Here is a 13,396-nt window from a genome sequence, read left to right on the forward strand (position 1 = left end):
GGCGGGGTCCCGCCGTCAGCCGGCGTCCTTGACCTCGGCCGGCGTCGGAGCCGTACCCCCGAGGTGCGCGGGCACCCACCAGGTGTCGTTCGCGTCCTTCGGGCGCACCGGGTAGGCGCGCTGCGCGGCCTCCAGGAGCTCCTGGACGCGCTCGCGCAGCCGCCGCGTGATGGCGCCCGCGTACTGGTCGGCGGGAGCCTCCATGGGCTCGCCGACGCGGATCGTCACCGGGATGTGGCTGCGCTTGAAGTTGCGGGGACGGCCCTTGGTCCAGACGCGCTGCGTACCCCAGAGGGCCATCGGGATCAGCGGGACCCCGGCCTCCTGGGCGAGCCGCGCCGCACCCGTCTTGAAGCCCTTGAGCGTGAACGACTGGGAGATGGTCGCCTCGGGGAAGACGCCGATGATCTCGCCGGCCCGCAGCGACTCCAGCGCGTGCTTGTATGCGTGCTCGCCCGCCGAGCGGTCCACCGGGATGTGCTTCATGCCGCGCATCAGCGGCCCCGAGACCTTGTGCCGGAAGACCGAGTCCTTCGCCATGAAGCGCACGAGACGCTTCTGCGGGAGCGCGGCCAGGCCCGTGAAGATGAAGTCCAGATAGCTGATGTGATTGGAGACGAGAACCGCGCCACCCGTGCGGGGGATGTGCTCCGAACCCTGCGTGTCGATCTTCAGGTCGAGCGCCTTGAACATGGTCAGAGCGGCGCCGATGACCGGCCGATACACGAGTTCTGCCATCTGAGAGGAATCCTTCTTCTGTGCCTGGGGAGGGTTCTCCCGGCGAAGTTACGCAGCCGTAGGTTTTCGGCTTTGGGCAGATCGTGCCCCATGCGGGCCGCCGAGACCAGTCCAGGCGGCTTCGTACAGGGAGATTCTCGTCACTCGCGGTGGTCGTGGCGGGAATCGAACCCTCCCGTGCGACGCTGCACCAGGTGAGACGGCCGACAGAGCAGGGAGCAGGGGTGACCGAGATACCCGGAACCGACACGCTGGGACCCGAGGCGCTCGGCGTCGCACTGGGGGAGCGGGCCACCCTCGTCCAGTTCTCCACCGCTTTCTGTCAGCCCTGCCGGGCCACCCGGCGCACCCTCGCCGAGGTCGCCGCGATGATCCCGGGCGTCGGGCACGTGGAGATCGACGCCGAGGAACGGCTCGATCTCGTACGCGCCCTCGGCATCTCCAGGACCCCCACCGTCCTCGTCCTCGACCGGACCGGGCGTGTCGTCCGCCGGGCCGCGGGACAGCCCCGCAAGGCGGACGTCATCGCCGCCCTGGGGCGGGCGGTCTGACGCGGTGACACTTCTCCCACATCCCGGTACGCACTTGACTGCACGCGGCAACGATCGCCACTCTGACGGGGTGCCCCAAGAACTCCTTCTCTACGGCCGGACCCACGTGGACCTGGCCCGCAACGCGAGCGCGCGCTGTCCGGGTGTCTGACCACCCCCGGACCTCTCTCATGCCGCCCTCGCAGAAGGACAACTCCATGACGGTCACGCCCGACCTCCGACCCGGCACCGTTCCCACCATCGGCGCACCCCGCCAGGCCTCCCCGGATCTGCTCCGCTCCGTCTTCCGGCGGCACGCGGCCGGCGTCGCGGTCGTCACCGCGCACGGGGACCGCCCCGTCGGCTTCACCGCGACCTCGCTCAACTCCGTCGCCGCCGAACCCCCGCTCATCTCGTTCGGGGTGGGTACGAGTTCCTCCAGCTGGCCCGTGCTCGCCGAGGCCGAGCACATCGGCGTCCACATACTCGGCGAACACCAGCAGGAACTCGCCGCCACCTTCGCCCGCAGCGGGGCCGACCGCTTCGGCGAGGGGACCCGCTGGAGCGTGGGACCCGAGGGCGTGCCCGTCCTCGACGGCGTACTCGCCTGGCTGGTCTGCCGCGTGGTCGCCCGGGTGCCCGCGGGGGACCACCGGATCGTGATCGCGCAGGCCGTCGCCGGGGACCCGGACGGGGCGGGCCGGCCGCTCCTCTACCACCACGGCCGCTTCAACGCGCTGCGCGACTGAGAGTTCCCGTGCGCGTCGCTCTCCGCGCGTTGGGCAGATCACATCGCTGAGCGCTTGCTTACTGGTAACGGACTGGGTGTACTGGCGAGTAATATTTTGGTCGGGGCGTCCGGCGCCCCGACCGGAAACCCGCCCTTCAGGCGCCTATGCTGCGAGCAACAAGGCAGCCCAGTTATGACGATGCAGTAGGAGAGCCGGCGTGAGCTTGAGGATCGTTGTCTGTGTGAAGTACGTGCCCGACGCGACCGGAGACCGGAAGTTCGCGGACGACCTGACGGTCGACCGCGACGACGTCGACGGCCTGCTGTCGGAGCTCGACGAGTACGCCGTCGAGCAGGCACTGCAGATCGCCGAAGAGGCGGACGACGCCGAGGTCACCGTGCTGACGGTCGGCCCCGAGGACGCCAAGGACGCGCTCCGCAAGGCGCTCTCCATGGGCGCCGACAAGGCCGTCCACGTCGAGGACGACGACCTGCACGGCACCGACGTCATGGGCACCTCGCTGGTGCTCGCCAAGGCGATCGAGAAGACCGGCTACGACGTCGTCATCGCCGGTATGGCCTCCACCGACGGCACCATGGGTGTCCTCCCGGCGATCCTCGCCGAGCGCCTGGGCGTCCCGCAGGTCACGCTGCTCTCCGAGGTCTCCATCGAGGACGGCGTCGTCAAGGGCCGCCGTGACGGCGACTCCGCCTCCGAGCAGCTCGAGGCCTCCCTGCCGGCGGTCGTCTCCGTGACCGACCAGTCCGGCGAGGCGCGCTACCCGTCCTTCAAGGGCATCATGGCCGCCAAGAAGAAGCCGGTGGAGTCCCTGGAGCTGGACGACCTGGACATCGACGCGGACGAGGTCGGCCTCGCCGGCGCCTGGACCGCGGTCGACTCCGCCGCCGAGCGTCCGGCGCGCACCGCCGGCACGATCGTCAAGGACGAGGGCGAGGGCGGCAAGCAGCTCGCCGCCTTCCTTGCGGAGCAGAAGTTCATCTAAGAGGCAGTCTCGCGGGCCAGAAGTTCGTCCAAGGCTCGCGCGAGCCCCTCAGACCGCCCCTTTCGTTCGCAGGAGATTGAAGTCCCATGGCTGAGATTCTCGTCTACGTCGACCACGTCGACGGAGCCGTCCGCAAGCCCACCCTGGAGCTGCTGACCCTCGCCCGCCGCATCGGCGACCCGGTCGCCGTCGCGCTGGGCACCGGCGCCGCCGACACCGCGGCCGTCCTCGCCGAGCACGGCGCGGTGAAGGTCCTGACCGCCGACGCGCCGGAGTTCACCGAGTACCTGGTCGTCCCCAAGGTCGACGCGCTCCAGGCCGCCTACGAGGCTGTTTCCCCGGCCGCCGTGCTCGTCCCGTCCTCCGCCGAGGGCAAGGAGATCGCGGCCCGTCTCGCGGTCCGCATCGGCTCCGGCATCATCACGGACGCCGTGGACCTGGAGGCCGGTGACGAGGGCCCGGTCGCGACGCAGTCCGCGTTCGCCGCCTCCTTCACCACGAAGTCCCGTGTCTCCAAGGGCACCCCGGTCATCACGGTCAAGCCGAACTCGGCCCCGGTCGAGGCCGCCCCGGCCGCCGGCGCGGTCGAGGCCCTCGCGGTCTCCTTCGGCGCGCTGGCCACCGGTACCAAGGTGACCGCCCGCACCCCGCGCGAGTCGACCGGCCGCCCGGAGCTCACCGAGGCCGCGATCGTGGTCTCCGGTGGCCGTGGCGTCAACGGTGCCGAGAACTTCGGCATCATCGAGGCGCTCGCCGACTCGCTCGGTGCCGCCGTCGGCGCCTCGCGTGCCGCCGTCGACGCCGGCTGGTACCCGCACTCCAACCAGGTCGGCCAGACCGGCAAGTCGGTCTCGCCGCAGCTGTACATCGCCTCCGGCATCTCCGGCGCGATCCAGCACCGCGCGGGCATGCAGACCTCGAAGACGATCGTCGCGATCAACAAGGACGCCGAGGCGCCGATCTTCGACCTCGTCGACTACGGCGTCGTGGGCGACCTCTTCGATGTCGTCCCGCAGCTGACCGAAGAGGTCGAGTCCCGCAAGGGCTGATCTCGTCGCGCAGGCGTGACCTGCGCTTCTGTACGGCCCGGGGGCCGCGTGGTGATGATCACCGCGCGGCCCCCGGTCGTTTCGGACAACCATTGACTCAGGTCCCGACGGACTACTAACTTCGCCATACGGATTGTTGATTCCGTGAAGCGGAAAATAGGAGGATGTGGGATGGGTCAGCAGGAGAAGGTGTCGACGAGCCTCGCGGGCGCGGTCAGTGAGGGCATCAGCGCCTCCCTCGCAGCGGTGGACGCCGAGCTGGACCGCCGCTACCCGGGAGACCCCGGCACCCGTCAGCCCGTCCACACCGTCTACGTCCCCGGCAACGTCTTCGAGGCCGGCACCATCCGCTCCTGGGGCGACCAGGCCCTCGCCGCCCTCGACGAGCACGCCCCCGACGCCGCCTCCTTCGCCGCCGTACTCGGCCTCTCCGACGACCTCGCCGAGGATGTCCACGGCCGCGTGGTGGCCAAGCTGCGGCGCGAGCCCGTCGAGGACCTCCGGGTCGACTTCGAGGACGGCTACGCCGGCGACGACGAGGACCAGGACGCCGCCCGCGCCGCCCGGCTGATCTCGGAGGCGTACCGGAACGGTACGGCCGCCCCGTACATGGGCATCCGGATGAAGTGCATGGAGTCCGCGGTACGCGACCGGGGCATCCGCACCACCGACGTCTTCCTCACCGGCCTCCTGGAGAACGGCGGCCTGCCCGACGGGCTCGTCCTCACCCTCCCCAAGGTCACCTACCCCGAGCAGGTCTCCGCCTTCGTCCGCCTCCTGGAGGCCTTCGAGAGGGCCCACGGCCTCGACGCCGGCCGCCTCGGCTTCGAGATCCAGATCGAGACCAGCCAGTCCATCCTCGCCGCCGACGGCACCGCCGCCGTCGCCCGCATGATCGGCGCCGCCGAGGGTCGCGCCACCGGACTTCACTACGGCACCTTCGACTACAGCGCCTGCCTCGGCGTCTCCGCCGCCTACCAGGCCAGCGACCACCCGGCCGCCGACCATGCCAAGGCGATCATGCAGGTAGCCGCGGCGGGCACGGGAGTACGGGTCTCCGACGGCTCCACCAACGTCCTCCCGGTCGGCTCCACCGAGCACGTCCACGAGGCCTGGCGCCTCCACTACGGCCTCACCCGCCGCGCGCTCGCCCGCGCGTACTACCAGGGCTGGGACATGCACCCGGGCCACATCCCCACCCGGTACGCCGCCGTCTTCGCCTTCTACCGCGAGGGCTTCGAGGCCGCCGCCAAGCGCCTCTCCGCGTACGCCAACCACGCGGGCGGCGACGTGATGGACGAGCCGGCGACCGCCAAGGCCCTCAGCTCCTACCTGCTGCGCGGCATCGACTGCGGCGCCCTCGACACCACCGAGGTCGACGCGCTCACGGGCATGAACCGCGCGGCCCTCGACCGCTTCGCGGCCCCGCGCCGAGGTGACCTCACGGCTTCGGCCGAGTAGCGACGGCACCGGCGGGGCCGCCGCGTCGGCGGCCCGCCCGACGTCCGCCGCGCACGCGGAGCCTGCTCATGCGAAGGGCGCGCGGTCCTGCGGCGGTCGCGGCGACGGCCGCCGGACCGTTTCGCGTGCGGGCCTTCAGCGGTCGGGGCGGCCGCCCCGAGGCGACGGACGTCGCTCAGACGGCCGACGGCGGGATCTCGCCCGAACCGCGCGCCAGGAGGGTGGTGCCCAGCACCACCCGCTCCGGCACGTCGTCGACCCCGTCGAGACGCCGGAACAGACGCTCCGCCGCCGTCCGGCCGAGCGCGGCCGCGTCCTGGGCGATGACCGTGATGCCGAGCAGATCGGCCAGTTCCATGTCGTCGAAGCCGACCAGAGCCACCGGCCGAGGGTGCCCCGCGAGGGCGCGGACCACCGTGACCATCACCCGGTTGTTCCCCGCGAACAGCGCCGTCACGGGCTCCGCCGCGTCCAGCATCTCCCGTACGGCCGTCCTCACCCGCTCCGGCTCCGTGGAGCCCAGCGAGACCCAGGCGTCGTCGACCGGCAGGCCCGCGTCCTCCATCGCCGTGCGATAGCCGCGCAGCCGCTCGGACGCGGTGTGGATACGGGGCCGGTCGCCGATGAAGCCGATCCGGCGGTGTCCGTGGGCGATCAGATGGGCCACGCCGTCACGCGCGCCGCCGAAGCTGTCGGACAGCACGGCGTCGGCGTCGATCAGCCCCGCGGGACGGTCGACGAAGACGGTGGCGACGCCCGCCCTGATCTCCGGCTCCAGATACCGGTGATCGTCACCGGCGGGGATCACGATCAGGCCGTCGACCCGGCGCGCGCAGAGGGCGAGCGCGAGCTCCTGCTCCCGGGCCGGGTCCTCGGCACTGGAACCGTTGATGAGCAGCGCGCCGTGCGCCCGCGCGACCTCCTCGATCGCCCGGCTGAGCGGCCCGTAGAACGGGTCGGCGAGATCCTCTAGGACGAGGCCGACGGTCGCCGTCCTGCCCTTGCGCAGGACCCGCGCGCTGTCGTTGCGGCGGAAGCCGAGGACCTCGATGGCCTCCTGGACCCGTCGCTCGGTGTCCGGGGTGACCCCGGGCTCGCCGTTCACGACCCGGGACACCGTTTTCAGGCCGACGCCCGCGCGCGCGGCGACGTCCTTCATCGTGGGCCGGTTGCCGTAGCGGTGCTCGGTGTGGCGGGCGATGTCGGCCACGATGCGCGGTTCCTCCGTCGAAGGTCGGGTTGTCCGGCCGAAGGGTGGTTCGTCCGGTCGTGCGGCAGTGTCTGATCGACTCCCTGGCCGAATCATAGGGCCTGGACAACGTTGTCACCGGAGGGGAGACTGTACGGAACGGGACACGATAGACAGCGTTCCGTCCGCCCGTCGCCGACTGGAGACCCCGCGCCCATGCAGACCGATCCCGCCACGGGACCCCTCGACGGACTCGTCGCCGCCCTCGACATCGGGGGCACCAAGATCGCCGGCGCCCTGGTCGACGGTGAGGGTCGCATCCGCGTCCGCTCCCAGCGGCCCACGCCCGCGCGTGACGACGGCGAGACGGTGATGGGCGCGGTCGGGGACGTGCTCGCCGAGCTCGCGGACTCGCCCCTGTGGGAGGCCGCCGGGGCCGTCGGCATCGGCAGCGCGGGCCCGGTCGACGCGTACCGGGGGACCGTCAGCCCGGTGAACGTGCCCGGTTGGCGCGACTTTCCGCTCGTCGAACGGGTCCACAAGGCGACGGGCGGACGGCCCGTCACCCTGGTCGGCGACGGCGTCGCCATGACGGCCGCCGAACACTGGCTCGGTGCCGCCCGAGGCCACGACAACGCCCTCTGCCTCGTGGTCTCCACGGGCGTCGGCGGCGGCCTCGTCCTCGGGGGAAGGGTCCACCCCGGCCCCACCGGCAACGCCGGTCACATCGGCCACATGGTGGTGGACATGGACGGCGAGCCCTGCGCCTGCGGCGGGCGCGGTTGCGTCGAACGCATCGCCAGCGGCCCGCACATCGCCCGTCGCGCCCTGGAGAACGGCTGGCGCCCGGGACCCGACGGCGACGCCTCCGCGGCCGCCGTGGCCGCCGCTGCGCGCGCGGGGGACCCGGTCGCCGTCGCCTCGTTCGAGCGGGCGGCCCAGGCCCTCGCGGCGGGCATCGCCGCGACGGCGACCCTCGTCGAGATCGACATCGCGGTCGTCGGCGGCGGGGTGGCCGGTGCCGGAGAGGTCCTCTTCGCCCCGCTGCGCCGCGCCCTCACCACGTACGCCACGCTCGACTTTGTCCGGAACCTGACGGTCGTCCCTGCGCTCACGGGCACCGACGCGGGCCTCCTGGGCGCCGCTGCGGCAGCGGTGGCCTGACGGGCCCGCCCGGCGGGCCCGACCCCGGCTCAGTCCTCCCGTACCCGCTCCGCCGTCCGTTGTTCGACGATCACCAGGAAGGTGTCGGACTCCAGGTCCATGACGACCCGGGCCGGCACCCCCTCGTCCCTTCGCGCCCCGGCGAACTCCTCCGCCGGCCAGCTGCCCCGCGGGCCGCCGGCCGGAAAACGTTCGAGAACCCTACGACTCATTTCTCCGCACCCCCTCGTGCTTGCCGTTCTCAACGACCCCCGCGCGGAAGTGTCACGCTCATGCCCAAGCGGACGCATATGCCAGGACATGCGTTCGTGGTTTTCGTGGCAGGGTGTTGGGGGCAATCCACAGGGGGCTGTCGAAGAGGGGGAATCGTGATCGTCTGGGTCAACGGTGCGTTCGGCGCGGGGAAGTCCAGCACCGCGCGCGAGCTGGTCGATCTGATCCCGAACAGCACGCTGTACGACCCCGAGGTCACCGGCGGGGGACTGCGCGGCCTTCTGCCGGCCAAGCGGCTCGCCGAGGTCGAGGACTACCAGGACCTGCCGATCTGGCGGCGCCTGGTGGTCGACACCGCCGCCGCCCTGCTCGCCGAGCTCGGCGGCGTCCTGATCGTCCCCATGACCCTGCTGCGCCAGGAGTACCGGGACGAGATCTTCGGCGGGCTCGCCGCCCGTCGCATCGACGTCCGCCATGTGCTGCTCGCCCCGGAGGAAACGATCCTGCGGGACCGGATCGACGGCAGGTCCGAGTACGACGACCCCGACGTCGACGCCCGCGTCCGGGAGTGGTGTCACGGCCACCTCGCGCCGTACCGGGCCGCGCTCGACTGGCTCGCCGCCGACGCGTACGTGGTCGACACCTCGGCGCTCACCGCGGCCGAGGCCGCCCGGTCCGTCGCCGACGCGGTCCGGGCCGGCCGTGCCGCCCCCTGCGGCATCGTCCAGACCCCCGAACCGACCGGCGAGACCGTCGCGGCCGGAGTCCTGCTCTTCGACGAGCGGGACCGCTTCCTCCTGGTCGACCCCACCTACAAGCCGGGATGGGAGTTCCCCGGCGGGGTCGTCGAGCCCGGAGAAGCCCCGGCCCGTGCCGGAATGCGCGAGGTGGCCGAGGAGATAGGCCTCGCACTCGACGCCGTACCCCGCCTCCTGCTCGTCGACTGGGAACGCCCCCAGCCGCCCGGCTACGGCGGACTCCGCCTCCTCTTCGACGGCGGCACGCTCGGCACCGCCGACACGGAGCGCCTCCACCTGCCCGGCGCCGAACTCCGCGACTGGCGCTTCGTCACCGAGGAGGAGGCAGCCGACCTTCTGCCCCCCGTCCGCTACCGCCGCCTCCGCTGGGCCCTGCGCGCCCGCGAGCGCGGCACGGTGCTCAACCTGGAGGCCGGGGACCCGGTGGGCTGACGGCGACGACCCGGAGACCCGGTGGGGCGACGGTCATGGTGGCGGGCCGACGGGCACGGCCCGGAGCCCGGCTCCGACGGTCGCGGTCCGGCCCTGCGGTGGTGTGTCGAAGGCCGTCGGCGCGCGTCCCCGTCGTGGGCCGACGGTCGCGGTCAGGCCGAAGCCGTCGCGGCCGCCGCGGTCAGTCGCGCCGCCGCTTCCGAGGTCACCGGCGCGCCGTGGCCGCAGCACAACACCGACGGACCCAGCTTCGCCAGCAGACGCATCGAGTCCAGCGCGAGAGCGCGGTCGACATGGAGCACGCCGAACATCACGTCCGGCACCGACGCCACCGTGTCCCCGGTGAACAGCACACCGTGGCGGGGGAGGTGGACGGCGATCGAACCGGGCGTGTGGCCCGGGGCGTGGACCACCACCGCGCCGCCGCCGAAGTCGAGCACCTCGCCGTCCACGACCTCCCGGTCGACCCGGGTCGGCGGCGCCTCCGGCGAGGTCACCCCGTGCTCGAAGATCGGGAGTTCCCAGTCCAGGAGGTGCGGCTCCGGCACCGGTGCCTCGCCCCGGATCACCGGCGCGTCGAGCCCGTGCGCGAGGATCTCGGCCCCGTGCCGGTCCGCCAGCTCCTGCGCCGAGCCCACGTGGTCCCGATGGCAGTGGGTCAGCACGATCCGGCGGAGCCGGTCCGGGTCGAGACCGGCGGACCGTATCGCCGCGGCCGTCTCGTCCGCCATGCCGGCCCAGCCGGCGTCGATCAGCGTCAGCCCCTCCTCGTCCTGCCAGAGGTAGGCCTGGCCGATGGAGTAGTCGAGGAGGTGCAGACGCGGGATGATCCTGGTGAGCTCGATGGATGCCATGCGGCGAACCTACGCATCTCCGCAGGTCCGCCGCATGGTTCTACGCTGTCGGCGAGCTTCGCCGAACGCTGAATGTGTCTGACCGTCAGCTCTGCTTCTGGCGCGCGTAGTTGAGCAGGAAGTGCGCCTCGGCCACGGACAGCCGCTCCAGCTCGTCGGGGGAGACGGACTCGTTGGGCGCGTGGATCTGCGCCTCGGGCTCGCTCAGGCCGATCAGCAGGATCTCCGACTCCGGGTACAGCGAGGCCAGCGTGTTGCACAGCGGGATCGAGCCGCCCATGCCCGCCGTCTGCATCTCCTGACCGGGGTACGCGATCCGCATCGCCTCGGCCATCGACGCGTACGCCGGGCTCGACGTGTCCGCCTGGAACGGCTGGCCCTGACCGACCTGTTCGAGGGAGACCCGGGCGTTCCACGGCGTGTGCTTCTCGATGTGCGCGAAGAGCAGCTTGGTCACCTCGGCCGAGTCCAGGCCGGGCGGCACCCGCAGGCTGAGCTGGGCACGGGCCGAGGACGGGATCGACGGGGTCGCTCCGGCCACGGGGTGGCAGTCGATGCCGATGACGGTGACGGCAGGGCGCGCCCAGATCCGGTCCGCGACGGTACCGGCACCCGGCAGGGCCACTCCGCTGAGGACCTTGGCGTCCTGGCGGAAGTCCTCCTCCGGGTACTGCAGCCCCTCCCACATCTGGTCGCCCGGCAGCCCGTCGATGACGGTCGAACCGTCCGGGCCGCGCAGCGAGTCCAGTACGCGGATCAGCGCGGCCAGCGCGTCCGGCGCGGCGCCGCCGAACTGACCGGAGTGCAGATTGCCCTCCAGGGTGTCGATCCCCACCCGGATCATCGTCATGCCGCGCAGGGTCGCGGTCACGGTCGGCAGGCCCACCCGGAAGTTGCCCGCGTCGCCGATCACGATCGCGTCGGAGACGAGCAGCTCGGGGTGCTGCTCCGCGTACCGCTCGAGACCGCCGGTGCCCTGCTCCTCCGAACCCTCGACGATCACCTTGACCGTCACGGGAACGCCGCCGTTCGCCTTGAGGGCGCGCAGCGCGAGCAGATGCAGGATGAAGCCGCCCTTGCAGTCCGCCGTGCCACGCCCGTACCAGCGCCCGTTCCGCTCCGTCAGCTTGAACGGCGGGGTGAGCCAGGCGGACTCGTCCAGCTTCGGCTGCACGTCGTAGTGCGCGTACAGAAGGACGGTCGGCGCGCCGGCCGGGCCGGGCAGGATGCCGTACACGGCCTGCGAGCCGTCCGGGGTGTCGAGCAGTGCCACGTCCTGGAAGTCCTCGGCGCGCAGCGCGTCCGCGACCCAGTTCGCGGCACCCTCGCACTCGCTGCGGGGCGCCACTGCCTCGTCCGCCACCGACTCGAAGGCCACCAGCTCCGTGAGCTCGGCCTTGGCACGGGGCATCAGGGACCGGACGGTCTCGGCGATCGGATTCGAGGTCATGGGCACGCTCCTGATGGGTGCGACGTTTACGACGTAAGGACGGCGTTCGGCGTATGTCGTGGTACGGCGAACGCACCGCCGATCCTACGGCGCGGGCCTTTGGCTACCGCGCCGTAGGATGCGTCAGGAGCAGACCACCGGTCGGATCAGGAGCAGAAGCACATCGTGAGCAGCGAGCAAGCGGAGAACGCCGGTCCGGAGAACACCGCGCCCGAAGGCGCGGCTCCTGAGGGCATCACGGGCGGGGTGTCGGACGCGGTGTCGGACGATGTCGCGGACGCGGTGTCGGACCAGGTCACGGACGCCGAGGCGTCCCACGAATCGCACGACGGAGCGCCCGCGGAGGAGGCCTCGGACGTCGTGGACGCCGACGCCGTTGCCGCCCGGGACGTCGTGGACCGTGAGAACACCGAGGTCTGGGACGTCGTGGTCGTCGGCGCGGGGCCCGGCGGCGCGTCCGCGGCCTACGCGGCCGCGGTGGCCGGACGGCGGGTGCTCCTCCTGGAGAAGTCCGAGCTGCCCCGGTACAAGACCTGCGGTGGCGGCATCATCGGCCCCTCCCGCGACTGTCTGCCGCCCGGCTTCGAACTGCCCCTCCAGGACCGGGTGCACGCCGTCACCTTCTCCCTGGACGGCCGTTTCGCCCGTACCCGCCGCTCGCGGAAGATGCTCTTCGGGCTCATCAACCGCCCGGAGTTCGACGCCCAGCTCGTCGAGCACGCCCAGAAGGCCGGCGCCGAGCTGCGGACCGGGGTCACGGTGACCCGCGTGGAGCAGCACGGCCCGGCGGTCCCGGACCGGCGGACCGTCGCCGTGGTCCTCGCCGACGGCGAGACCGTGCTCGCACGCGCGGTCGTCGGTGCCGACGGCAGTGCCAGCCGGATAGGTGCGCATGTCGGGGTGAAGCTCGGTCAGGTCGACCTGGGCCTGGAGGCGGAGATCCCCGTACCGCCGTCCGTGGCGGAGGACTGGAAGGGCCGCGTCCTCATCGACTGGGGCCCCATGCCCGGCAGTTACGGGTGGGTGTTCCCCAAGGGCGACACCCTGACGGTCGGCGTCATCTCGGCGCGCGGCGAGGGCGCGGCCACCAAGCGGTACATGGAGGACTTCGTCGCCAGGCTCGGCCTGTCCGGTTTCGAGCCCACGATCTCCTCCGGCCATCTGACGCGCTGCCGCACCGACGACTCGCCGCTCTCCCGTGGCCGGGTCCTCGTCTGCGGCGACGCGGCGGGGCTCCTGGAGCCGTGGACGCGTGAGGGCATCTCGTACGCGCTCCGCTCGGGCCGGCTGGCCGGCGAGTGGGCGGTGCGGGTCGCCGAGGCCGACGACGCGGTCGACGCACGGCGTCAGGCCCTGAACTACGCCTTCGCCATCAAGGCCGGGCTGGGTGTCGAGATGGCCGTCGGGCGGCGGATGCTCGCCGTCTTCGAGCGGCGGCCGGGGCTGCTGCACGCGACGCTGACGGGCCTGCGTCCCGCCTGGAACGCGTTCGCCGACATCACCCGGGGTTCGGCGACGCTCGGCGGCATGGTCCGGTCGAACGGCATGGCCCGGCGGGCCCTGGAGATCCTCGACAAGCGCATGGACACCTCGTCGGGTGTCGGCCCGGCGGGCCGGGGCGTCGGCAAGGGCGAGCGGTCGGCACCCGAGGCCGACGCGAACGCGGAGGCGCAGACCGACGCGCAGACCCAGGTGCGGACCGAGGGGCAGTCCGGCCCGAAGGCCGGCGCTTCCGCGAAGCCGGAGACTCCCGAGGCTCCGGAAGCGGTCTGACGCCTCCGAAGGGCGCACCTGGCGTACAGGAAGTGAGTGAAGCGGACGGGC

At 72.2% G+C, this 13,396-nt stretch carries 13 protein-coding genes; 8 read left to right on the forward strand and 5 right to left on the reverse strand.

The genetic code is table 11. The annotated features are described in order from the left end of the window. Positions 1–15: 15 nt before the first annotated feature. Positions 16–738, reverse strand: coding sequence for a lysophospholipid acyltransferase family protein (locus IF00_RS0137310; RefSeq protein WP_030326028.1), 723 nt, complete (start codon positions 736–738; stop codon positions 16–18). Between the two features lie 224 nt (positions 739–962). On the opposite strand from IF00_RS0137310, the gene IF00_RS0137315 reads away from it, so the two are divergent. From IF00_RS0137315 to IF00_RS0137335, 5 genes are all read left to right on the forward strand, one after another. Next, positions 963–1,289: a TlpA family protein disulfide reductase gene (locus IF00_RS0137315; protein ID WP_051820822.1), complete on the forward strand. Its 327-nt coding sequence runs from the start codon at positions 963–965 to the stop codon at positions 1,287–1,289. A gap of 197 nt (positions 1,290–1,486) precedes the next feature. Further along, positions 1,487–2,017, forward strand: coding sequence for a flavin reductase family protein (locus tag IF00_RS0137320; RefSeq protein WP_030326031.1), 531 nt, complete (start codon positions 1,487–1,489; stop codon positions 2,015–2,017). 199 nt (positions 2,018–2,216) lie between these two features. Continuing rightward, the gene (locus IF00_RS0137325) at positions 2,217–3,002 is read left to right on the forward strand and encodes an electron transfer flavoprotein subunit beta/FixA family protein (protein WP_030326033.1); all 786 of its coding nucleotides are present in this window, start codon (positions 2,217–2,219) and stop codon (positions 3,000–3,002) included. 86 nt (positions 3,003–3,088) lie between these two features. Further along, positions 3,089–4,051: an electron transfer flavoprotein subunit alpha/FixB family protein gene (locus IF00_RS0137330; RefSeq protein ID WP_030326035.1), complete on the forward strand. Its 963-nt coding sequence runs from the start codon at positions 3,089–3,091 to the stop codon at positions 4,049–4,051. Between the two features lie 171 nt (positions 4,052–4,222). After that, on the forward strand, positions 4,223–5,512 hold the full coding sequence (locus IF00_RS0137335; RefSeq protein ID WP_030326037.1) for a DUF6986 family protein: 1,290 nt from the start codon (positions 4,223–4,225) through the stop codon (positions 5,510–5,512). 175 nt (positions 5,513–5,687) lie between these two features. Here IF00_RS0137335 and IF00_RS0137340 read toward each other — a convergent pair whose 3' ends face one another. After that, on the reverse strand, positions 5,688–6,722 hold the full coding sequence (locus IF00_RS0137340) for a LacI family DNA-binding transcriptional regulator (protein ID WP_030326039.1): 1,035 nt from the start codon (positions 6,720–6,722) through the stop codon (positions 5,688–5,690). 195 nt (positions 6,723–6,917) lie between these two features. On the opposite strand from IF00_RS0137340, the gene IF00_RS0137345 reads away from it, so the two are divergent. Further along, complete coding sequence (locus tag IF00_RS0137345) at positions 6,918–7,865, forward strand: ROK family protein (RefSeq protein WP_051820823.1); 948 nt, start codon at positions 6,918–6,920, stop codon at positions 7,863–7,865. A 29-nt stretch (positions 7,866–7,894) separates the two neighbouring features. Here the strand turns inward: IF00_RS0137345 and IF00_RS0137350 are convergent, their stop codons facing one another. Beyond that, on the reverse strand, positions 7,895–8,077 hold the full coding sequence (locus tag IF00_RS0137350; RefSeq protein WP_030326043.1) for a hypothetical protein: 183 nt from the start codon (positions 8,075–8,077) through the stop codon (positions 7,895–7,897). Between the two features lie 156 nt (positions 8,078–8,233). Between IF00_RS0137350 and IF00_RS0137355 the strand changes: the two genes are divergently transcribed. Then, the gene (locus IF00_RS0137355) at positions 8,234–9,268 is read left to right on the forward strand and encodes an NUDIX hydrolase (protein ID WP_030326044.1); all 1,035 of its coding nucleotides are present in this window, start codon (positions 8,234–8,236) and stop codon (positions 9,266–9,268) included. A gap of 152 nt (positions 9,269–9,420) precedes the next feature. Here IF00_RS0137355 and IF00_RS0137360 read toward each other — a convergent pair whose 3' ends face one another. Beyond that, entirely contained in the window at positions 9,421–10,122 is a 702-nt protein-coding gene (locus IF00_RS0137360) for an MBL fold metallo-hydrolase (protein ID WP_030326046.1), read from the reverse strand. 85 nt (positions 10,123–10,207) lie between these two features. Continuing rightward, positions 10,208–11,572 carry a dipeptidase gene (locus tag IF00_RS0137365; RefSeq protein WP_030326048.1) on the reverse strand — a complete coding sequence of 455 codons (1,365 nt, stop codon included), beginning with the start codon at positions 11,570–11,572 and terminating at the stop codon, positions 10,208–10,210. Positions 11,573–11,737: 165 nt separating this feature from the next. Here IF00_RS0137365 and IF00_RS41850 point away from each other — a divergent pair, with 165 nt between their 5' ends. Beyond that, positions 11,738–13,345: a geranylgeranyl reductase family protein gene (locus IF00_RS41850; RefSeq protein WP_425338356.1), complete on the forward strand. Its 1,608-nt coding sequence runs from the start codon at positions 11,738–11,740 to the stop codon at positions 13,343–13,345. Positions 13,346–13,396 lie beyond the last annotated feature (51 nt).

Source organism: Streptomyces flavochromogenes (genome assembly GCF_000717595.1).
Taxonomy (GTDB): Bacteria; Actinomycetota; Actinomycetes; order Streptomycetales; family Streptomycetaceae; genus Streptomyces; species Streptomyces flavochromogenes.